This window comes from Bradyrhizobium sp. LeoB3 (assembly GCF_055456055.1).
Genome location: NZ_JBVBEF010000003.1, coordinates 261,549 through 280,445, shown reverse-complemented (window position 1 = coordinate 280,445; position 18,897 = coordinate 261,549). Strand labels below are relative to the sequence as shown.

21 protein-coding genes are annotated in these 18,897 nt (G+C 62.9%); 15 read left to right on the top strand and 6 right to left on the bottom strand.

Translation table 11 applies throughout. The features are described 5' to 3' along the window. The 3 genes from ruvX to ACZXDY_RS05425 form a co-directional block, all read right to left on the bottom strand. Entirely contained in the window at window positions 1-483 is a 483-nt protein-coding gene (ruvX, locus tag ACZXDY_RS05435) for a Holliday junction resolvase RuvX (RefSeq protein ID WP_464344773.1), read from the bottom strand. A gap of 201 nt (window positions 484-684) precedes the next feature. Beyond that, window positions 685-1,620 carry a cyclase family protein gene (locus ACZXDY_RS05430; RefSeq protein WP_464344772.1) on the bottom strand — a complete coding sequence of 312 codons (936 nt, stop codon included), beginning with the start codon at window positions 1,618-1,620 and terminating at the stop codon, window positions 685-687. A gap of 171 nt (window positions 1,621-1,791) precedes the next feature. After that, window positions 1,792-2,682 carry a LysR family transcriptional regulator gene (locus ACZXDY_RS05425; protein WP_028166678.1) on the bottom strand — a complete coding sequence of 297 codons (891 nt, stop codon included), beginning with the start codon at window positions 2,680-2,682 and terminating at the stop codon, window positions 1,792-1,794. Between the two features lie 107 nt (window positions 2,683-2,789). Between ACZXDY_RS05425 and ACZXDY_RS05420 the strand changes: the two genes are divergently transcribed. From ACZXDY_RS05420 to ACZXDY_RS05380, 9 genes are all read left to right on the top strand, one after another. Next, on the top strand, window positions 2,790-3,773 hold the full coding sequence (locus tag ACZXDY_RS05420) for an NAD(P)H-dependent flavin oxidoreductase (protein ID WP_464344771.1): 984 nt from the start codon (window positions 2,790-2,792) through the stop codon (window positions 3,771-3,773). 36 nt (window positions 3,774-3,809) lie between these two features. Then, window positions 3,810-4,886 carry an NAD(P)H-dependent flavin oxidoreductase gene (locus ACZXDY_RS05415; protein ID WP_464344770.1) on the top strand — a complete coding sequence of 359 codons (1,077 nt, stop codon included), beginning with the start codon at window positions 3,810-3,812 and terminating at the stop codon, window positions 4,884-4,886. Window positions 4,887-5,089: 203 nt separating this feature from the next. Beyond that, the gene (gene gatC / locus ACZXDY_RS05410) at window positions 5,090-5,377 is read left to right on the top strand and encodes an Asp-tRNA(Asn)/Glu-tRNA(Gln) amidotransferase subunit GatC (protein WP_028166675.1); all 288 of its coding nucleotides are present in this window, start codon (window positions 5,090-5,092) and stop codon (window positions 5,375-5,377) included. Between the two features lie 33 nt (window positions 5,378-5,410). Next, window positions 5,411-5,623 carry a hypothetical protein gene (locus ACZXDY_RS05405; RefSeq protein ID WP_028166674.1) on the top strand — a complete coding sequence of 71 codons (213 nt, stop codon included), beginning with the start codon at window positions 5,411-5,413 and terminating at the stop codon, window positions 5,621-5,623. Beyond that, complete coding sequence (gene gatA / locus ACZXDY_RS05400) at window positions 5,620-7,095, top strand: Asp-tRNA(Asn)/Glu-tRNA(Gln) amidotransferase subunit GatA (RefSeq protein ID WP_464344769.1); 1,476 nt, start codon at window positions 5,620-5,622, stop codon at window positions 7,093-7,095. Before ACZXDY_RS05405 ends, gatA begins: the two co-directional genes overlap by 4 nt. Before the next feature lies 1 nt (window position 7,096). Further along, window positions 7,097-7,378 (top strand): hypothetical protein, encoded by a 282-nt coding sequence (locus tag ACZXDY_RS05395; protein ID WP_464344768.1) that lies wholly within the window; start codon window positions 7,097-7,099, stop codon window positions 7,376-7,378. A gap of 174 nt (window positions 7,379-7,552) precedes the next feature. Then, window positions 7,553-8,950, top strand: coding sequence for a patatin-like phospholipase family protein (locus tag ACZXDY_RS05390; protein ID WP_464344767.1), 1,398 nt, complete (start codon window positions 7,553-7,555; stop codon window positions 8,948-8,950). A gap of 123 nt (window positions 8,951-9,073) precedes the next feature. After that, window positions 9,074-10,558 (top strand): Asp-tRNA(Asn)/Glu-tRNA(Gln) amidotransferase subunit GatB, encoded by a 1,485-nt coding sequence (gene gatB, locus ACZXDY_RS05385; RefSeq protein ID WP_464344766.1) that lies wholly within the window; start codon window positions 9,074-9,076, stop codon window positions 10,556-10,558. Window positions 10,559-11,902: 1,344 nt separating this feature from the next. After that, window positions 11,903-12,169 (top strand): hypothetical protein, encoded by a 267-nt coding sequence (locus tag ACZXDY_RS05380; RefSeq protein WP_028166669.1) that lies wholly within the window; start codon window positions 11,903-11,905, stop codon window positions 12,167-12,169. Between the two features lie 76 nt (window positions 12,170-12,245). Here ACZXDY_RS05380 and ACZXDY_RS05375 read toward each other — a convergent pair whose 3' ends face one another. After that, on the bottom strand, window positions 12,246-12,878 hold the full coding sequence (locus ACZXDY_RS05375) for a TetR/AcrR family transcriptional regulator (protein WP_464344765.1): 633 nt from the start codon (window positions 12,876-12,878) through the stop codon (window positions 12,246-12,248). 93 nt (window positions 12,879-12,971) lie between these two features. Between ACZXDY_RS05375 and ACZXDY_RS05370 the strand changes: the two genes are divergently transcribed. From ACZXDY_RS05370 to ACZXDY_RS05360, 3 genes are all read left to right on the top strand, one after another. Then, window positions 12,972-13,637 (top strand): O-methyltransferase, encoded by a 666-nt coding sequence (locus ACZXDY_RS05370; RefSeq protein ID WP_464344764.1) that lies wholly within the window; start codon window positions 12,972-12,974, stop codon window positions 13,635-13,637. 255 nt (window positions 13,638-13,892) lie between these two features. Further along, window positions 13,893-14,321 (top strand): hypothetical protein, encoded by a 429-nt coding sequence (locus tag ACZXDY_RS05365; RefSeq protein WP_464344763.1) that lies wholly within the window; start codon window positions 13,893-13,895, stop codon window positions 14,319-14,321. Window positions 14,322-14,632: 311 nt separating this feature from the next. After that, the gene (locus ACZXDY_RS05360) at window positions 14,633-15,163 is read left to right on the top strand and encodes a dihydrofolate reductase family protein (protein ID WP_464344762.1); all 531 of its coding nucleotides are present in this window, start codon (window positions 14,633-14,635) and stop codon (window positions 15,161-15,163) included. Between the two features lie 25 nt (window positions 15,164-15,188). Here ACZXDY_RS05360 and ACZXDY_RS05355 read toward each other — a convergent pair whose 3' ends face one another. Beyond that, a complete protein-coding gene (locus tag ACZXDY_RS05355; protein ID WP_155255386.1) occupies window positions 15,189-15,344 on the bottom strand; it encodes a hypothetical protein in 156 nt (51 codons plus the stop codon). Between the two features lie 22 nt (window positions 15,345-15,366). Then, a complete protein-coding gene (locus ACZXDY_RS05350) occupies window positions 15,367-16,332 on the bottom strand; it encodes a DUF1186 domain-containing protein (protein ID WP_464344761.1) in 966 nt (321 codons plus the stop codon). A 304-nt stretch (window positions 16,333-16,636) separates the two neighbouring features. Between ACZXDY_RS05350 and ACZXDY_RS05345 the strand changes: the two genes are divergently transcribed. From ACZXDY_RS05345 to ACZXDY_RS05335, 3 genes are all read left to right on the top strand, one after another. Continuing rightward, complete coding sequence (locus tag ACZXDY_RS05345) at window positions 16,637-16,906, top strand: helix-turn-helix transcriptional regulator (RefSeq protein ID WP_464344760.1); 270 nt, start codon at window positions 16,637-16,639, stop codon at window positions 16,904-16,906. Window positions 16,907-16,926: 20 nt separating this feature from the next. Beyond that, complete coding sequence (locus ACZXDY_RS05340; RefSeq protein WP_464344759.1) at window positions 16,927-18,240, top strand: hypothetical protein; 1,314 nt, start codon at window positions 16,927-16,929, stop codon at window positions 18,238-18,240. A 293-nt stretch (window positions 18,241-18,533) separates the two neighbouring features. Then, on the top strand, window positions 18,534-18,854 hold the full coding sequence (locus ACZXDY_RS05335; RefSeq protein ID WP_464344758.1) for a hypothetical protein: 321 nt from the start codon (window positions 18,534-18,536) through the stop codon (window positions 18,852-18,854). Window positions 18,855-18,897 lie beyond the last annotated feature (43 nt).

Here is an 18,897-nt window from a genome sequence, read left to right as displayed (position 1 = left end):
TCAGCGCTCGCCCCGCAATTTTGCCAGCCGATCCAGCGCGCCCTGCAGGATGAAGATCGCGGCGTGCTCGTCAATCACCTCGGCGCGCTTGGCGCGGCTGACATCCAGGCCGATCAATTCGCGCTCGACGGCCGCCGTCGAGAGCCGCTCGTCCCAGAGCCCGATCGCGAGCGTGGTCAGGTTGGAGAGGTTGCGCGCGAAGGCGCGGGTCGATTGCGCTCGCGGCCCCTCGCTGCCGTCCATGTTGATGGGAAGCCCAAGCACGAAGCCGACCACGTTGCGTTCGCCGGCGATCACCAGCAACCGCCCCGCGTCAGCCTTGAACGCCTTGCGCTGGATGGTTTCGACACCGGTCGCCAGCCGTCGATCCGGATCGGAGACGGCAATGCCGATGGTCTTGGTTCCGAGATCGAGCCCGATCAACGCGCCGCGCTCGGGCCAGTGCGCGACAGCTTCGATCAGGGGGAGGACAGGGGCGGGCATGAGGATGCGATTAACACGTGGTGCCCTGCGGAGGCAAAGCGCTCTCTTCACCTCTCCCCAGCGGGGAGAGGTCGGATCGCATCGCTAGATGCGATCCGGGTGAGGGGGCGCAGGTGCCCATGAGAGACCGTGACCCCTCACCCGGCGCTGTGCGCCGACCTCTCCCGATGGGAGAGGTGAAACCGGCAGCGTGCCTCGGGGCTACCGGATCGCGATGGGGTTGATCATGCTCTGCACGCCGCCGCGCCAGCGCGGCTGTCCGAGCACGAACAGGAACTCATACCCCTTGTCCTTGGCGAGCTCGGCGGTGTCCATGTTCTCCAGGATGTAGGTGCCGTTCTTGGCAAGCAGGATCTGGTGCACCTCGAACACGTTCGGGCTTTCGAACGGGATGGTCTCGACCGCCCAGGTATCGGCACCGACGGCCACCACGCCCTTGCCGGTGAGATAATTGGCGCCCTCGACCCCGAGGCCGGGTTCGCCGGCGGAATAGCGCTTGTCGTCCTTGCCGATCAGGCTGAGCCAGCCGGTGTGGAAGATCACGACGTCGCCCTGGCGGATCTCGACACCCTGTTTCTTCGCGACTTCCTCGATCTCCTTGACGTTGAAGGCGGTGCCTTCCTTGACCACGTCGGTGTTGTAGTAGGCGGCCATGTCGAGCAGCACGCCGCGGGCGACCATCGGCGGCACCTTCTCGATGCCGAGCTTCTTCAGGCCGGTGGGATCGGCAAAATCGGCGAGCTTGTTGCCGTTGTAGTAGACGTGCTCGATGCCGAGATGGCCGAGCCCGTCGAGCTGGCTGCCGATGCCGACCCAGGTATCGATGATATCGTCATTGTAGGTTGCCTTGTTCGGACCGATGCCGGAGCTGCCGGCCTGTCCGGGCTGGACGATGGTGATCTTGAAGCTGCGCGGCGGATAGGCCGGCGTCTTGGTGTCGACGGGAATGCCGAGCGCGTAGGTCTTGCCGGTCTTCACCAACGACGCGGCTTTGATGACGAGCTCGGGCGTCATGTAGTTGGCGGCGCCGATCTCGTCGTTCGGCCCCCATTTCGACTTGGTCCAGTCTTGTGCGCTTGCCGTTCCGACCGTAGCCAACAAGGCAACAGAACAGCACAACACGAATGCGGTGCGCATCGCAGTCCCTCCCAGATATTGACGTTATGGTTGTTGGTAGAAAGCGCCACATACTAACGTAGACGCGCACAACGATCCAAAAATTTTTGATGACGTGTGCTCGCACGCGCGAAGCGTGTGGCTCCGTCACAGAAAAATGGCATTGCGAATTTCGCGGAGCGGAACGGGCAGTCAGGCCGCGATGACCTGATCGTCCTTGTCGAGACAGGCGGCAAAACTCTGCAGCGCGCTGTATTGATGGGCGCTGCGGCGCTGGATGAAGATGGTTTCGGCGCGGGCATAGGATGGATCGAGCGTGTGGATGCTGACGCTGGCATGCAACGCGTTGCGCTCGACGACGACCCGCGGCAACAGCGTCACGCCCATGTCGGCGGCGACGCAGCCGACCATGCCGTCGAGCGTGCCGAGCTCAAAGCGTGCGGCCGACGGCCAGCCGAAGTCGGTGAAGATCTGCTCGAGCCGCTGGCGATAGGTGCAGCCGGTGCGGAACACCAGCGCGGTCGGTCCGGATTCCGATGTGCCCGCGCGCAAGGCGGCGAGGCTGGCCCAGCGGCGCGCGGTGACCAGCACCAGCTCTTCGCGGAAGGCGAGGGTGGACGTGAGCTCGGCGTGATCGATCGGGCCGGCCACGAAGGCGCCGTCCAGCGTGCCATCAAGCACGGCGGTCACGAGATCGGTCGTGGTCGCGGTCTTCAGGGTGAGGCGTACCGCCGGAAAGCGGCGATGGAAATCGGCAAGCAGCACCGGCAGGCGGACGGCGGCCGTCGTTTCCATGGAGCCGATCGCGAGCGGTCCCTTCGGCTCGCCATCATCGCGGGCGGCGAGCAACGCTTCGCGCGAGAGTGCGGCCATGCGTTGCGCATAAGGGAGCAGCCGCCGTCCGGCGCCGGTCAACGTCATGCCGCGGCTGTGCCGCTCGAACAGCGCCGTGCCGATCTCGGCCTCGAGCGCTTTGATCCGCTGGGTCACGTTGGACTGCACAGTGTGCAGTTCGTCGGCGGCGCGCGTGATGCCGCCAAGACGGGCGACCGTTGCAAAGGTCTGGAGGTCGGTGAGTTCCATGATCGCGGCCTGCGTTTCATTATTGAGATGGCAGCGTCCTCAAGTATTCATTTCGACAGAATGGTAGTCCTGCCTATTCTCACTGTCCAGATCGCTTGGGGGACACGATGCCGATCGACACGCCATTAACAGCGCTTTTGGGCATTCGTCACCCGATTGTGTTGGCGCCGATGGATGTGGTCGCAGGCGCGCGACTGGCGAAAGCCGTCAGTGAGGCCGGCGGCTTCGGCATCCTTGGCGGCGGTTACGGCGACCGTGCGTGGCTGGAGCGCGAGGCGGCAAAGCTGGGATCTTGCGCCGCGCCGTTCGGAATCGGCTTCATCACCTGGAGCATGGCCAAACAGCCGGAGCTCCTTGATATCGCGCTTGCCGCAAACCCACGCGCGATCATGCTGTCGTTCGGCGATCCGAAACCGTTTGCGCCAAAGATAAAGGCTGCCGGCCGGCTTCTGATCTGCCAGGTGCAGGATGAGGAGATGGCGCGGCAGGCGCTGGAAGCGGGCGCCGATATCCTGATTGCGCAGGGGACAGAGGCGGGCGGCCATGGCGCTTCGCGCACGACGCTCGACGTGGTGCCGGCGATCGTCGATCTTGCCGGCGGTCGCGTGCCTGTCGTCGCTGCGGGCGGCATCGCCGATGGCCGCGGCCTGGCGGCGATGTTGGCGCTGGGCGCCTCCGGCGTGCTGCTCGGCACGCGCTTCTATGCCAGCGAGGAGGCCGACGGCGCGGAGGAGGCGAAGCGGCGCATCTGTGCGGCCAGGAGCGGCAACACCGTGCGCGGCATCATCTTCGATCTCTCGCGCAACAATGTCTGGCCGGCGCCATTCACCGGGCGCTGTCTCATCAACGACCATGCGCGGCGCTGGATGGGACGCGAGATCGAGCTGTTGCAGCACGTGAAGACGGTTGCCGCCGAATATGCCGAGGCCAGAGCCACCGGCAATTTCGACGTGGCCGCCGTCATCGCGGGCGAGGCGGTCGGGCTGATCCACGACATTCCGCCCGCGGGTGAAATCGTTGACAGGATCGTCAGTGAGGCCGAACAGATCTTGCGCGGGCAGCGCAATTCTGCGGTTTCAGTGCGGGCGTAATGCAAGTGCAGATGAAAAAGGGGAAATAGCTGAATCATGTGGCCGGACCGCCGAATTGTCGATCTGTTCAAGACCGAGTTTCCGATCGTGCTGGCGCCGATGGCCGGCGTGATGGATGCAGATCTCGTGATCGCCGCCGCGCAAGGCGGTGCGCTCGGCTCACTGCCCTGTGCGATGCTCACCGCGGAGAAGGCGCGCGAGCAGGTCAACATCATCCGCCAGCGCGTCTCCGCGCCGATCAACATGAACTTCTTCTGCCACCAGCCGGACGATCCGGATCCGCAGCACGAGGCGCGCTGGAAGGCGCGGCTTGCGGCGTATTACAAAGAGCTTGGGCTGGATCCCGGGGCGCCCGTCAACGCCGCCAACCGTGCGCCGTTCGATGACGCGATGTGCGAAGTGGTCGAGGAACTGAAGCTGGAAGTCGTCAGCTTCCATTTCGGCCTGCCGGAGGAGCGGCTGCTGAAGCGGGTGAAGGATGCGGGCGCGATCGTGATGGCGTCGGCGACCATCGTGAAGGAAGCAGTCTGGCTCGAGCAGCACGGCGCCGATGTCATCATCGCGCAAGGCGCTGAGGCGGGCGGCCATCGCGGCATGTTCCTGACCGACAATATTGCCGAGCAGCCCGGCCTCTTCGCGCTGCTGCCGCAGGTCGTCGATGCGGTGAAAGTGCCGGTGATCGCGGCCGGCGGGATCGCGGACGGGCGCGGGATTGCGGCGGCGTTCGCACTGGGTGCCTCCGGCGTGCAGATCGGGAGCGCCTATCTGCGCTGCCCGGAATCCAGGGTGGGGCCGGCGGCGCGTGCCGCGCTGGCGCAGGCGAAGGACGATTCAACCGTGATCACCAATGTGATGACCGGGCGGCCGGCGCGCGGGGTCGCCAACCGCGCGATGTCCGAGATCGGGCCGATCTCGCCGGACGCGCCTGCCTTTCCGCACGCTGCAACCGCGCTGGCGCCGCTGAAGGTGGCTGCCGAAAAACTCGGCAGGGTCGATTTCACCAATATGTGGGCCGGACAGGCGCTGCCATTGGGCCGCGAACTGCCGGCGGACGAGCTGACCCGGACATTGGCCAGCGAGGCGCTGGCGCGGATGGGGGCCTTGGGCCGCTAGCTTCTTTACCTCTCCCCGGCGGGGAGAGGTCGATTTGCGCAGCAAATCGGGTGAGGGGCTGCGGCTCTAATGAGGGACCGTAGCCCCTCACCCGCGCTTTGCGCGACCTCTCCCTTCGGGAGAGGTGAACGGCTGCGGGTTGCGGCGCAAAACCGGCGTCTGCTATACGGCGGGCTGATCTTGCTGCCCAAAGGCCATATATAATGTCAGTCGACGCCACGACCGTCCGCCGCATCGCGCAACTTGCGCGGATCGCGGTCTCCGAGGCTGAAGTTCCCCATCTGCAGGGCGAGCTGAACGCGATGCTTGCCTTCGTCGAGCAGCTTTCGGAGGTGAATGTCGAGGGCGTCGAGCCGATGACCTCGGTGACGCCCATGGAGATGAAGAAGCGCGCCGACGTGGTCAATGACGGCGAGATTGCGGATGATATCGTCCGCAACGCGCCGGCCACCGAGAATCACTTCTTCCTGGTGCCGAAGGTCGTCGAGTAAGCTCCTCTCTCTACTTGTTTTGCGGGAAGTCCGATGTGTCTGCTCTGCGACGATGAAAAGGCCTATCAGGCCTACATGAACTATCTCGACGTGATGGAGCGGCAGGGCAAGGCCGCCGATCCGAATGCGGTGATGCAAACCGTGCTCGATCAGCTCGAGGCCGCCGACAAGGCGCGCGCCAAGAAAGACGATCCCGCCGACGACAAGACCCTGTCTCCGTTCTTCTGCAGCCCGATCAATAAATGACCGATTTGACATCGCTGACGATCGCCGAGGCCCGCGAGGGCCTGACGAACAAGTCCTTCACCGCGCGCGAGCTCACCGATGCGCACCTTGCTGCGATCGAGGCGGCGCGCGTGCTCAACGCCTATGTGCTGGAGACGCCGGATCGCGCGCGCGAGATGGCTGACGCCGCGGACAAGCAGATCGGCAAGGGCGAGGGCGGTCCGCTCGCCGGCATCCCGCTCGGCATCAAGGACCTGTTCGCGACGCGCGATATCCGCACCACCGCCTGCTCGAAGATCCTCGGCAATTTCGTGCCGCCTTACGAATCGACCGTGACCTCGCAGCTCTGGCGCGACGGTGCGATCCTGCTCGGCAAGCTCAACAATGACGAGTTCGCGATGGGCTCGTCGAACGAGACCTCATGCTTCGGTCCGGTGGTCAATCCGTGGCGGCGCGAGGGCTCCAACACGCATCTGGTGCCGGGCGGCTCCTCGGGCGGTTCGGCATCCGCCGTGGCGGCATTGCTGTGCATGGGCGCAACCGCAACCGATACCGGCGGCTCGATCCGCCAGCCGGCGGCGTTCACGGCGACGGTCGGGGTGAAGCCGACCTATGGCCGCTGCTCGCGCTGGGGCATCGTTGCATTCGCATCCTCGCTCGACCAGGCTGGTCCGATCGCGCGCACGGTGCGCGATTCCGCGATCCTGATGCGCTCGATAGCGGGGCATGATCCGAAGGACACGACTTCGGTTAATATTGGCGTGCCCGATTACGAGGCTGCGATCGGCAAGTCGGTGAAGGGGATGAAGATCGGCATCCCCAAGGAGTACCGCCTCGACGGCATGCCCGCCGAGATCGAGAAGCTCTGGAGCGATGGGGCGGCATGGTTGAAGGCGGCAGGTGCCGAGCTGGTCGAAGTGTCGCTGCCGCACACCAAATACGCACTGCCGGCGTATTACATCGTGGCGCCGGCGGAAGCCTCGTCGAACTTGGCGCGCTATGACGGTGTTCGCTACGGCCTGCGCGTGCCCGGCCGCAGCATCGGCGAGATGTATGAGAACACCCGCGCCGATGGGTTTGGCGATGAGGTGCGTCGCCGCGTCATGATCGGTACCTATGTGCTCTCGGCCGGCTATTACGACGCCTATTACCTGCGCGCGCAGAAGGTGCGCACGCTGATCAAGAAGGATTTCGAGGACTGCTTCGCCAAGGGCGTGAACGCGATCCTCACGCCGGCGACGCCGTCGGCGGCGTTCGGCGTCGGCGAGAAGGGCGGCGCTGATCCGGTCGAGATGTATCTCAACGACATCTTCACGGTGACCGTAAACATGGCGGGCCTGCCCGGCATCGCGGTGCCCGCCGGCAAGGATGCGCAAGGCTTGCCGCTCGGCCTGCAACTGATCGGGCGCGCCTTCGATGAAGAGACGCTGTTCTCGCTCGGCGAAGTGATCGAGCAGGCGGCCGGACACTTCACGCCGCCGAGATGGTGGTGAGATGGCGGATTTCCGCGCCAGCCTGAACGACGCCGCGCCGGAGCCTTCGCTGTCGCCGCCGCTGGCGGCGCTGTGGTGGGCGGCGAAAGGCGATTGGGACCAGGCGCACCGCATCGTGCAGGACGAAAGCACCGCCGAGGCCGCCTGGGTGCACGCCTATCTGCACCGCGTCGAAGGCGACCTCGGCAACGCCGGCTATTGGTACCGCCAGGCGGGCCAGCCGGTCGCCAAGGATGGGCTCGATGCCGAATGGGAGCGGATCGTCACCGCGCTGCTCGGCTAACCTCTCCAAGTTGTGAAGGCTTTCCGTGGTTCATTTTGACGCGGTTTCTTTACCGGACCGCGCTTCAATTGGCTCGTATAGACATTGCCCTGTTTCCGCGCCACGCGGGCGCCCAGATTGCCCGCGATAGGCTGAGGGGAAGCGTGGCGGGGGCCTGCGGGCAAGAGGGCGTTTGTGGGTAGATCGGGTATAGGGGCGTGGCTGTCGACGGTACTGGCGGCCAGTTTTGCAGTGGCGCTTGCCGGATGCGCAACAGTCTACAATTTGCCGAGCAACGTGCCGCTTGCCAACGCGCTCGCCGATAGCAATCTCGGGGCTGACATTCCACGCTATGATGACGACGTGCTGGTCGCGCTGTCCTTCTCGGGCGGCGGCACGCGGGCGGCGGCTTTCTCGTTCGGCGTGCTCAAGGAGCTCGATCGCTCTCACGGCGGCTCCGGTCAGCCGAAAACGCTGCTCGATCGCGTCGACTTCGTCTCCGGTGTATCAGGCGGTTCGATCACCGCCGCCTATTTCGGTCTGAAGAAGCGCGCCGCGCTAGACGATTTCCGCGAACGCTTCCTGTTGCGCAATGCGGAGGAGGGGCTGAGGACCAATGTCTCGCTCGGCAATATCGGCCGAGCGCTCGCCGGCGGCGTCAACAACAGCCAGCTCACCGAGTGGCTGGACCAGAACCTGTTCGACGGCGCGCGCTTCGATGCGCTGCGCGAGGACCGGCGGCCGAAGGTCTGGATCAACGCCTCCGACATCTATAACCGCACGCCCTTCGTGTTCGGAAAGACCTCCTTCGACGCGCTGTGCAGCGACATCCGCTCCTACCGTGTGTCGGAAGCGGTTGCCGCATCGGCGGCGGTGCCGCTGGCGTTCGCGCCGATCGTGCTGGAGACCTATCCCGGCGGGTGCTCGAAGCCGCTGCCGGCCTGGCTCGAACGCGTGCGGCGCGATCCGAATGCGCAGCCATTGCTGCGCTCGTTCGCCGAGGCCAATGCGCGCTACCGCGACGGCTCCATGCGCTACGTGAAGCTGCTGGACGGCGGTCTTGTCGACAATTTTGGCCTGTCCGGTCTTACCATCGGGCTGTTGGCCGCGGAGCGGCCGTACCAGCCGTTGACGGAGCGGCAGGCGGTGAAGCTCCAGCGGATCCTGTTCATGGTGGTCGATGCCGGGCGCGGCATATCCGGCGATTTCGCACAGCGCCTCGAAGGCCCGAGCGGGGCCGAGCTGGTTGCGGCAGCGGCCGACACCGCCATCGATGCCAGCGTGCGCTCGAGCTACGCGGCATTCTCCGGGCTTGCCACCGAATGGTCGGGCAAGCTGAAGCGGTGGCGGTGTGGACTGTCGGCGGCGGATCGCGCCCGCCTTGGCATCGGCGGCAACTGGCAATGCGGTGACATCCACATCTATGTCGAGCGGCTCGGCTTCGACCAGTTGGGCGAAGAGCGCGCGGGCATCCTGAACGCGATCCCGACGCGGTTCGCGCTGCCGCCGGAACAGGTCGACCTCCTGATCGCAGGCGGGGCCGACGCGCTCCGCCTGAGCAAGTCCTACCAGGCGTTTCGACGCGGGCTTTGATCGCTCAAAACCCTTTGTTTGAGCATGATCTTTTCCGGATCATGCTCTCCGGCTTGACTGGCGCGGTCGGTTGCGCGAAGCCGAAAGCAGTCCCAGATATCAATTGTCCGGAAACCGAGACCAATGAACGCACCTGTCACATCACACAAGCTCATCAAGGGCGCGACCGGCGACTGGGAGATGGTGATCGGCATGGAGATCCATGCCCAGGTCGTCTCCAATTCAAAGCTGTTCTCGGGCGCCTCGACCGCGTTCGGCGGCGAGCCGAACAGCCATGTCTCGCTGGTGGACGCTGCGATGCCGGGCATGCTCCCCGTGATCAACGAGGAATGCGTGCGGCAGGCGGTGCGCACCGGGCTTGGGCTGAACGCCAGGATCAACCTGCGCTCGGTGTTCGACCGCAAGAACTATTTCTATCCGGACTCGCCGCAGGGCTACCAGATCAGCCAGTACAAATCGCCGATCGTCGGCGAGGGCGAGGTCGAGCTCGAGCTCGAGGGCGGCCGCAGCGTCACCATCGGCATCGAGCGGCTGCACCTGGAGCAGGACGCCGGCAAGTTGCTGCACGATCAGTCGCCGACGATGTCCTATGTCGACCTCAACCGCTGCGGCGTCGCGCTGATGGAGATCGTCTCCAAGCCTGACATCCGCGATGCCGAGCAGGCCAAGGCCTACGTCGCCAAGCTGCGCTCGATCCTGCGCTATCTCGGCACCTGCGACGGCGACATGGAGAAGGGCAATCTGCGCGCCGACGTCAACGTCTCGGTGCGCCGGCCCGGCGGTCCGCTCGGCACCCGCTGCGAAATCAAGAACATGAACTCGGTCAACTTCATCGGCCAGGCGATCGAGTATGAGGCGCGGCGGCAGATCGAGATCCTCGAGGACGGCGGCACCATCGACCAGGAGACGCGGCTGTTCGATCCGGGCAAGGGCGAAACCCGCTCGATGCGCTCCAAGGAGGAGGCGCACGACTATCGTTATTTTCCCGACCCGGACCTGCTACCGCTCGAATTCAGCCAGGCGTTCGTCGACGAGCTGAAGACGACGCTGCCCGAGCTGCCGGACCAGAAGAAGGCGCGCTTCATTGCCGACTTCGCGCTGTCACCCTATGACGCCGGCGTGCTGGTGGCCGAGCGCGAGAGCGCGGAGTTCTATGAGGCGGTGCTTGCCCGCCTCGCCGACCGTGCGCGCGACGGCAAGCTCGCGGCCAACTGGGTGATCAACGAACTGTTCGGCCGCCTCAACAAGGAAGGCCGGGATATTACGGGCTCGCCCGTCTCCTCCGAGCAGCTTGCCGCGATTGTTGAGCTGATCGGCGAGGGGACGATTTCCGGCAAGATCGCCAAGGACCTGTTCGAGATCGTCTGGCAGGAAGGCGGCGATCCCCGTGCGCTGGTCGAAGCGCGCGGCATGAAGCAGGTCACCGACTTGGGTGCGATCGAGAAGGTGGTCGACGACATCGTCGCCGCCAATCCGGACAAGGTGGCGCAGGCGAAAGCGAAGCCGCAGATGATCGGCTGGTTCGTCGGACAGGTGATGAAGTCGTCCGGCGGCAAGGCCAACCCGCAGGCCGTGAACGATCTCCTGAAGGCGAAGCTCGGCCTCTGACACCTCGCGCGCGGACGCGAACGGCATCGCAGCACGCACTCTGTACGATGTGCGGAGGCGTCCGCGGCTCGCTTCTCGCGCCTTCGATCACCGCGTCGGGATCATCGCTTCACCGAATCGGCCGACCGCGATTCGTCCGGAAAGGCCGTTTCGGCGGGCGGAGATGCCGCTGGCAGGGCTTACCCACGAAATTTTTTTTGGCGCCGGAATTGGCGACTCGACGCCTGCGCGAGGTGTTCTCAGCCCGCTCGGTGAGTCTTGTCGACATGTCAGTCAGATCGCGCGCGAAGAAGCGACGATTCAAGAAATGCCTGTGGCACAGGCACTTTTTGCATTCGCGATGAGTGTCGATGTCGATCGACTCTGCATTTCCTGCATCAGTGCGTCAGCGCAACGTCGCGCGTGCGCTTGGCGCGCGCATACTTCTCGCGCCTCGTAACATCAACACTTCCTTAAGCTGGACGCTGTTTTTTTCGATGTGTTGGTGTATTCGGGATGCAGTGCATCTCGATTCCCGAGTGCACGCAGCGAAGTATAGCCATCTCATTGGAGGGCAACATGGCGAAGAAAGCGAAGAAGGCGAAGAAGGCGAAGAGCGCAGTGAAGAAGACTGCGAAGAAGACCAAGAAGGTCGCGAAGAAGAAGAAGTAACTCTCGCCCGAGAGAGGATGCCGGCGGGTTGACGCCGGCCCGTCACCCGGACCTTCGGACGATCTGCTTCCTTGAAGCGATCCACCCAGGCGGCTCCGGTTGACGAAAGAGGGTGTCGGCGAGACATCAGGTCAAACGGCTGGATCGCCTTTCCAAGAAGGGTTCGCCCTTCGAAGTCGGTCCGGCAGAAGAAACAGGTTTCTTCGTTCGGTGCGGACCACTTATCCGGCTCCGCAATTTCACAGGGCCCAAGGCCCATCGTGAGATCTGATCCTGACGTGTTCGCCGACGCCCTCGTTCCAATAGCCGGCCGTTTGGTGCCGGCTTTTTTGTTGCCTGATCTCCCCACATGACGACGGGTTGGCTTCCGCTGCCGTATGGCGGGCGGCGATACAGCCGCGTCCGGTTGGCGTTTGCGCGCGATGGTTATCGTTCCGCCAACCGCCAGGGTAAACCGAACTTCACCATCGCGCATAAGTCATTGTGCTGCAGGCACTTCTCGGATTTCGGGAACTCGCCGCACCCCGGGCGTTTACACGCCGTTCATCGCGATACTTAAACTGCTTTTCAAATTTGGCCGGCATGATCTCCCTCAACAAGCCGGCAAACGGCGTTGGGGAAGTAAGGCGTTAGATGTGGACGGGGGCCGCGCTCGGGGGAGGGCGGCCAACAATAAAAAGGGGAGCTACGAGAATGTTTCAGGGACATATCAATCTGGAGACGGCCATTCCGGTGGACGCGACCGCGATCTCGGACGTGCTGTTCGAGCGCGGCCTCTACTGGGCGAGCGGCCGTTCCGGCGTGGTCAACCTGGTCGCGGCGCACAAATGGTTCAACCTTGCCGCCCTGAAGGGCCGCACGGATGCCATGGCGATGCGGCGCGAGATCGCCGAGCAGATGACGGAAGCAGAGATCGCTGCCGCCCAGCGCGAAGCCCGCGCCTGGATGACCGCGCACTAAGGCGGTGGAAGCGCCGCCGCGATCATCCTTGGCCGCGGCGCTGATCGATCCGTCGTGACCGGCTCTGCCGCCGATCTCAGGCGTGCGCGAGATCCTTAAGGTAGGCGCAGAACATATCGGCCATGGCGTCGCCATAGGCATCGATCTCTGCGGACGAGCGAGGGGTCTCCGAAAACTGCCTGCCCACCTCGGTTAGCGTCGTTATGATCAACTCGCCGGCCAATGCGCGAGTTGCCTCTGATGCCTCGGGCAATGCCTTCCGCATGAAGGCCTGAACAATGCGCTCTCCCGACGCCATCGCTTCGCGTGCTTCGGGCGCATCGCGATAGAGTGGGGCGGCGTCATTGAGCGCCACACGCATCGCGGCTTCATCACACTCCGAGCGGAGGAAGGCGTGGACCAGGGTGCGCAGCCGTTCGCGCGGCGGTCTATGGTCGTCTTCAAGGATTCCGCGCAGCAGGTCGCTCGTCTGCCGCCATTCGTCGCTCTGAAGTCGGAAGAGGATCGCCGCCTTGTTCGGGAAGTACTGATAGAGCGACCCGATACTGACTCCGGCCTTCTCGGCGACGCGCGCCGTGGTGAAGCGCTGCGCGCCTTCCTTAGCCAAAACCTGAACAGCAGCATCCAAAATCGCGGCGACGAGCTCCGCCGAGCGCACCTGCTTGGGCTGTTTTCGTGAGGAAATTCGAGTACTTCGCCGATCGGTCATGGAGTGGCCCGGCAATGCGAATAGGAAATGCGACGAATTAGTCGTATTTCTGGTTCAGCGCAAGGACGCGCTCATTTCACACCGGAGACCTGCATGACCACACTGTCCACCACCCCGCTTGCGCCGTTGCTGGATCGCTTGTTCGAAGAGGCTGATGCGGCTTCGCCCGCGGCCAATTCTGCAGTGGGCGATCTCTCAGGCGAGGAACATTCGCGTCTGATGCGAAGCAAGACCGAATACCGCGACTTCTACCGCCGTCTGAAGGATCTTCCGCTCGCCGTCTCGCGAGAAACCGGCGCGTTGCTCTACATGCTGGCGCGAGGCTGCGGCGCGCGAACGATCGTCGAGTTCGGGACCTCGTTCGGCATCTCGACCCTGCACCTTGCCGCAGCTCTGCGCGACAATGGCGGTGGCCGCCTGATCACCAGCGAGTTCGAGCCGTCCAAGGTGGCGCGGGCCCGCGACAATCTGACCGCCGGCGGTCTCATCGACCTCGTGGATATCCGTGAAGGAGATGCCCTGCAGACGCTGAGCGTCGATCTCCCTGATACGATCGACCTGCTGCTGCTCGACGGCGCCAAGGGCCTCTATCCCGCGATACTGAGCCTGGTGGAAGGTCGCCTCAGGCCCGGTGCCTTCATTGTCGCCGACAACGCCGACTACAGCCCCGACTATTTGGCGCATGTGCGCTCGCCCGCGAACGGCTACATGTCGACGCCATTCGGTGGGGACGTCGAGCTTTCGATGCGGATCGGCTGAACGGTGTTTGGGACAATGGCGTGGATCGGGGATCTCGGGACGATCTCCGGCCGGCCAGCATAGGAGCGATCTTGCTGTGTTACCGCAGCCGCGCTTCGCGATCCATGCAAAGGTATTCAACCACTTTTGTGTGGACCGAGGCGCTGGTCGCGGCGAGCTTGAACCGGATGACGTGATGTAGTGCTTTACCCAAGCTAGCTATTTCATTTCGTAGCCGACGAGGCGGGCTTGTGAGGGCCTCGGGGGAAGCCAACGATGACCAAGCAATGGGAATATCAGGTCCGGATCAATCTCGACGACGAGCTTGCCGGGGTGGCCCGGCGCGATCCCGACAATCCGGCAATCAAGCCGCTGGCGGATATCCTCGCCAAACATCATGCGACGATGAAGTGTCAGTTCGACATCTTCGCCGACTATGTGGCCGAAGCTGAGAAGCGGGGTACCGAAAACTATCCGCTTTACGCATGGACGAAAGCGACGATCGAGGATCCCGAAAAGCAGGCGAAATACGTCAAGTTGTTCGCGCTCTACGTTGACGGCAATGAAGTCTATGCCAAGCCGCTCGCTGACGCGCTGGAATCGGACTTGCAGCCCCTGGTCAGCGGCAAGCTGATCACGCGCCTTTCCAAGCTCGATAGCAATCCGGCGAACTACCCGCAGCCGCCGGAACAATATCGGAAGTAAAAGACGCGGCGAGCCGTCACGAGGCATGTTCATGATTGCGAGGAGCTCAGCAGATCAGCAAGCGCCTGCCGGGTGGAGACGTCCAGCGCCTTCTTGACAAGCGCGAGCTGCGCGGTGCTTTCAGTGCTGGAAATCTGGCATCTGCCACAGAGCTGCGGGCGCGGATTGCTCTATCCTGACCGTGCACTGTGCAGCCGCCAGTCTTGGGCATCTGGTTATTCGTCAAAACAGTACGCAGTCACGGCCAACTTCACTTTCTGCATCACTCTATTCATACTACCGTGAAGATCTTGGGATGGAGATTTGGCAGCATGGCAAAGATCGTCTTCGGAATGAACCTGTCCTTGGACGGTTATGTCGATCACCAGGAATTTGCGCCAAGTCCCGCACTCTTTCGTCACTGGATAGAGCACGTGCGCGACCTGACCGGCAGTGTGTACGGTCGCCGCATGTACGAGGTTATGCGTTATTGGGACGAAGACCGTTCTGAGTGGAGTGCGGAGCATCATGAGTTCGCGGCGGCGTGGCGGCGCCAACCGAAGTGGGTCGTGTCGCGCTCGTTGAAGTCAGTCGGCCCCAACGCCACACTTGTCGAGGATAACATCGAGGCGGTGATACGTGGCCTGAAGGCTCGGCTTGTTGGAGAGATTACAGTTTCCGGCCCAGACCTGGCACAAAGCCTAACCGACCTTGGTCTTATCGATGAGTATCGACTCTACTTCCACCCCGTCGTGCTTGGTCGCGGCAAGCCATTCTTCGCCGGTCCCCGACCGCCGCTCCGCCTTGTTTCCACCGATCTCGTTGGCGAGGGCACGGCCAGGCTGACATACGTTCCTGCTTAGTCGCCCGACGGACTGCGCCGACACGTCAGGTCCGGCCCTCGATCCGCACGGCATTGGCGTGGAGGTCGTTGGCAATCACGCGGATGTCGTACGCCACCAGAACGGGATCGAAGGGCTCGACTGAAAATCCCTGGTCCGCGAAGTTCAGCCCTGCATCGTAGACGATCCCGCGATACCTCACGACTTACCCGTTCGTTCAACGTCTAGTCCTTGCGGGCCAGGCAGCATTTCTTGGCCTTCTTGCCGCTGCCGCAGGGGCAGGGGTCGTTGCGCCCGACATTCCGCATAGGATTTTTGACCGGCTCCATCGGCATCCAGTCGTGGACGTCGAGCGGCTCGCCGGTGAAGGGATCCTCGTCATCCCAGGATTCGTCGTGATCCCCGCAGTCGGTCAACTCCAGCGCCGCGAGGGTGTCCTCGATCAGACCAAGCCGACGTTCCGTGAAGCGTTCGATATCGTCAGGCCGCTGCTCGGCTTGACGCAAATCCTCATCGAAATTCTCTCTGCTGTACGAGAAATCCGGAACAAGGCCTGCCTTCCAGGCACCGTCGGCTAGTGGTTTGAGCTCGCGCAAGCCGAGCAGTGCGATTGACTCCAACCAGCCGGTCCAGGCCTCGTTGTCCGGTTCGGCGAGCCGGCCCTCGAAGAACCGCACCAGGAAGCCTCGCGTCTGATCGCGCTTGATCTGGCCATTCCAGGTGAGGAATGTCGCTGCGCCGAACAAGGCATCACGGACGTACTGCTCTACGGAAGCGTCGGCGATGACGCCAAAGAGCGCGTCGGCATCGCCGTCGAAAGCGCCGGCAGCAATCCGCGACAAGTCCTCGGTGACGACATCGCCAAGCAGGTCGTCCACTTCACTCTCTGGCCGGCGCAACAGGCGCAGGAGCGGCTGGAAGGCTTGAGTCTGCTGCCCGCCGCCGAGAAGATAGATTCCGCGGACCAGTAACGTCTCGTCTTTTTCCGTCAGCGGTTCTGCGCGCGCCGCACGCTCGAGCACGTCGAGCAAGGCGGGCGCGGATTCCTCTATCCTGACCGCGCACTGGGCAACCGCCAAGTCTGGCAGGCGTCGCTCGGTCGCGAGCAGGAAAAGCTGATCCTCAATCGGACCGATGTCGACCTCGCCGGAGCCGTCGCTCAGAATTGCTTCGAGTTCTTCCTTGCGCATGTGGCGTTCCCTGGAAACGATGGCGCGGGATCGTCGTTACGCGGGACAGGGGACGATGAGGCCAACGGTAACGCAACCGAAATGGCCGCCGGAGGCGGCTGGCGGAGACGGAGACCGTCGAATTTATCTGGATAAGGCATTGATTTGTAAGAAGTAATTTCGGTTCGATTTACGAAGATACCACCAATTGTTACCGTTGCAGAAACGCAACAGTCCCAACTAGTCTTAAATAATTTAAAAGATTGTGCGGGATTGATCTGGACAAAGCAAAATAAGTCGCTAACATAGCGGCCCTGCGAGCGAGATGGCACTAGCTCGGCAGCCTCAGAATACAGGGCCAAAAAGCAATGTCAAGCGGAATTTCCAAGACATGCTGCTTCTTAAGTTGACGGACGTCACCAAGGCTACGGGCCTCGGCCGTAGCACTATTTATCGGAAAATTTCCGAAGGCACTTTCCCCAAACCTCTCCAACTCGGACCCGGCTGCGTTCGCTGGGACTCGGACCATCTTCAGGCATGGCGAGATGCCTTGCCGGTGGCGGGCAACGATAACGAAGTCGGCACCCGGCATTAGCCGGGTAGCCATGAGGCACTATGACTGACGGTAAGGAACCCCGCACGGCTAAGCCCGGCACGCTGCTCTCTCAGTGGTGGACGCTGGGCGCAATAACCGCCGATAGCCGCACGGCGGGCCGGCACGCGGCCGTGGCCTGGGTAATCATTGACAGGTACATGCAGGCCAAGGGCAACGGCCGGGCCAGCATCCGCTATCTGGAGGTAGCAACCGGCCTTTCCCAACACACCATCATCAAGGCGTGCCGCGAATTGGTGGCGTGGGGGTACTTCACCCAGCACCTGGGCGGTGGAACGCGCGCTACTGAATACACCCCAAAATGGGCAGTGGTGCATCCTAGTGCTGTACCCCTGTGCAGCACTAGCGAGGAAAAACCTAGTGCTGTACCCCTGTGCAGCACTGTGCTGAACCCCTGTACAGCACTAGAGACCGCTAGTGCTGTACCCATGTGCAGCGAATCCTACTTACAAACACCGGCCGACAGGCCGGCTGTACAGGAAGTAGAAGATGGTTCTGTCGGCGCGGCTACGCCGCCCCCGGCCGGGGATGGCCTGTCGGCCACCCCGTTGGGGGAAACGCCGCCAGGTGGGTTTGAGGAGTTTTGGAACGCATATGCTCACAAGCAAAAGCGTAGAGAGGCGAAGGCGGCATGGGCTAAGCTGGACCCAGATGCAGAGCTAGCCGCCACCATCATCTCTGAGGCTGCCCGCTGGGCTGCGCACTACGCAGAGCACAACGTCGAGCCGCGGTGGCGTGTCCTGCCTCACAACTGGCTGGCCGGTGAGAACTGGCTGCAGGACTTGCCAATCATCCACACCGACACCAAGGGTGCTGCGATTGCCAAGGTGCGCGGAAGTGCGAAGGCAACCGGCAAGCCGGGCGGCAAACGCGAATTCGGTATCGGCACAAACATCAAGCGCTTCACCATCACGGCACATGAAACCGAAGGCAGCGCGTTTGCTGATTTCTTCGAGACGTTCACCTTCCAGGCCGAGGACGGGCAGGAATTCACCAAGCAGATGCACGTTTTGGCTGAAGGTAAGGACGCAGACGAGGCGCCGGACTTCTATCTTAAGATGGAGCTGGCCAAAGCAGCATTCGGCAAGGGCAGGCCGCACGGCGAATGGATTGGCCGCGTTGTCGGAGCGACTGACGCGAAAGGGTTGGCCTTTTTCAATCTCGGCCTGCCTGCCGTCGAGCCGGAATATCCCGATTGGGCTTCTGCAGAGTGGCGCGAGAAGAATCCACCACCACCCAAACCGCAACCGATGACAATCGAGCAAGCGCAGGCCGAATACGACGCGTGGTTCGAGGCCACCCAGTTGCAGGGGTGAGCTATCTTGTAAATATTTACAAGACGCGCCCCCGTTTTTCCGCGCCGGACACCATATATATTTTAGAGCTTTCCTTGACCGTTTTCGCGCTCATGGCCTAGCTTTGTCTGTCGCCGATTTAGTAACGGCGGCTCAAATCCATACTAATCATCATACGGGCCACGCTGCCCGACCGACCGCCATTTGCGGTCTACGGCACCGCACGCACGGTGTCGCCGCCAGCGCGCTCGGCGATGTAGGCGCGAAGTCCGCACCAGCGGCAATCCCCCTGAACTATCGATTAGGAGACTGCATTGATTGCAGCCAACGATAACTATTACATCATCACATCGCTGAAGCGTGAAGGCGACATTCCGACGATGAAGTCGCTGCGCTTATGGCTCACCGATTTCCACCTCAACCCGCCACAGACGGCAGTCAACGACAACAGCCCGGGCGCCACGCCCATCGAGTGGGACACCAATGTCTATGAGTACATGGCCACAGAACCGGGCGTGACCTACGTCGACATCGGGCGCCACATTGGCACGGAAGGCTCGGACAAGACCCTGGAACGGGCCGGGAAACAGGAGGTGAAGGACGTCGCTGCAATCTTTTACGAGCGCGCCGCGTAGCGTGTCGCTGCCGCTCGCTGCCGTTTGTTAAATAATGAGGGCA

Bases quoted from the DNA above. Each gene is read 5' to 3' on its own strand.
- ACZXDY_RS05415 (WP_464344770.1), top strand. From the start codon at position 3,810: ATGTGGCCGGACCGCCGAATTGTCGATCTGTTCAAGACCGAGTTTCCG.
- gatB (WP_464344766.1), top strand. From the start codon at position 9,074: ATGAACGCACCTGTCACATCACACAAGCTCATCAAGGGCGCGACCGGC.
- ACZXDY_RS05340 (WP_464344759.1), top strand. From the start codon at position 16,927: ATGACTGACGGTAAGGAACCCCGCACGGCTAAGCCCGGCACGCTGCTC.
- ACZXDY_RS05420 (WP_464344771.1), top strand. From the start codon at position 2,790: ATGCCGATCGACACGCCATTAACAGCGCTTTTGGGCATTCGTCACCCG.
- gatA (WP_464344769.1), top strand. From the start codon at position 5,620: ATGACCGATTTGACATCGCTGACGATCGCCGAGGCCCGCGAGGGCCTG.
- ACZXDY_RS05350 (WP_464344761.1), bottom strand. From the start codon at position 16,332: ATGCGCAAGGAAGAACTCGAAGCAATTCTGAGCGACGGCTCCGGCGAG.
- ACZXDY_RS05365 (WP_464344763.1), top strand. From the start codon at position 13,893: ATGACCAAGCAATGGGAATATCAGGTCCGGATCAATCTCGACGACGAG.
- ACZXDY_RS05425 (WP_028166678.1), bottom strand. From the start codon at position 2,682: ATGGAACTCACCGACCTCCAGACCTTTGCAACGGTCGCCCGTCTTGGC.
- ACZXDY_RS05345 (WP_464344760.1), top strand. From the start codon at position 16,637: ATGGCACTAGCTCGGCAGCCTCAGAATACAGGGCCAAAAAGCAATGTC.
- ruvX (WP_464344773.1), bottom strand. From the start codon at position 483: ATGCCCGCCCCTGTCCTCCCCCTGATCGAAGCTGTCGCGCACTGGCCC.
- ACZXDY_RS05380 (WP_028166669.1), top strand. From the start codon at position 11,903: ATGTTTCAGGGACATATCAATCTGGAGACGGCCATTCCGGTGGACGCG.
- ACZXDY_RS05430 (WP_464344772.1), bottom strand. From the start codon at position 1,620: ATGCGCACCGCATTCGTGTTGTGCTGTTCTGTTGCCTTGTTGGCTACG.
- ACZXDY_RS05375 (WP_464344765.1), bottom strand. From the start codon at position 12,878: ATGACCGATCGGCGAAGTACTCGAATTTCCTCACGAAAACAGCCCAAG.
- ACZXDY_RS05370 (WP_464344764.1), top strand. From the start codon at position 12,972: ATGACCACACTGTCCACCACCCCGCTTGCGCCGTTGCTGGATCGCTTG.
- ACZXDY_RS05395 (WP_464344768.1), top strand. From the start codon at position 7,097: ATGGCGGATTTCCGCGCCAGCCTGAACGACGCCGCGCCGGAGCCTTCG.
- ACZXDY_RS05360 (WP_464344762.1), top strand. From the start codon at position 14,633: ATGGCAAAGATCGTCTTCGGAATGAACCTGTCCTTGGACGGTTATGTC.
- gatC (WP_028166675.1), top strand. From the start codon at position 5,090: ATGTCAGTCGACGCCACGACCGTCCGCCGCATCGCGCAACTTGCGCGG.
- ACZXDY_RS05405 (WP_028166674.1), top strand. From the start codon at position 5,411: ATGTGTCTGCTCTGCGACGATGAAAAGGCCTATCAGGCCTACATGAAC.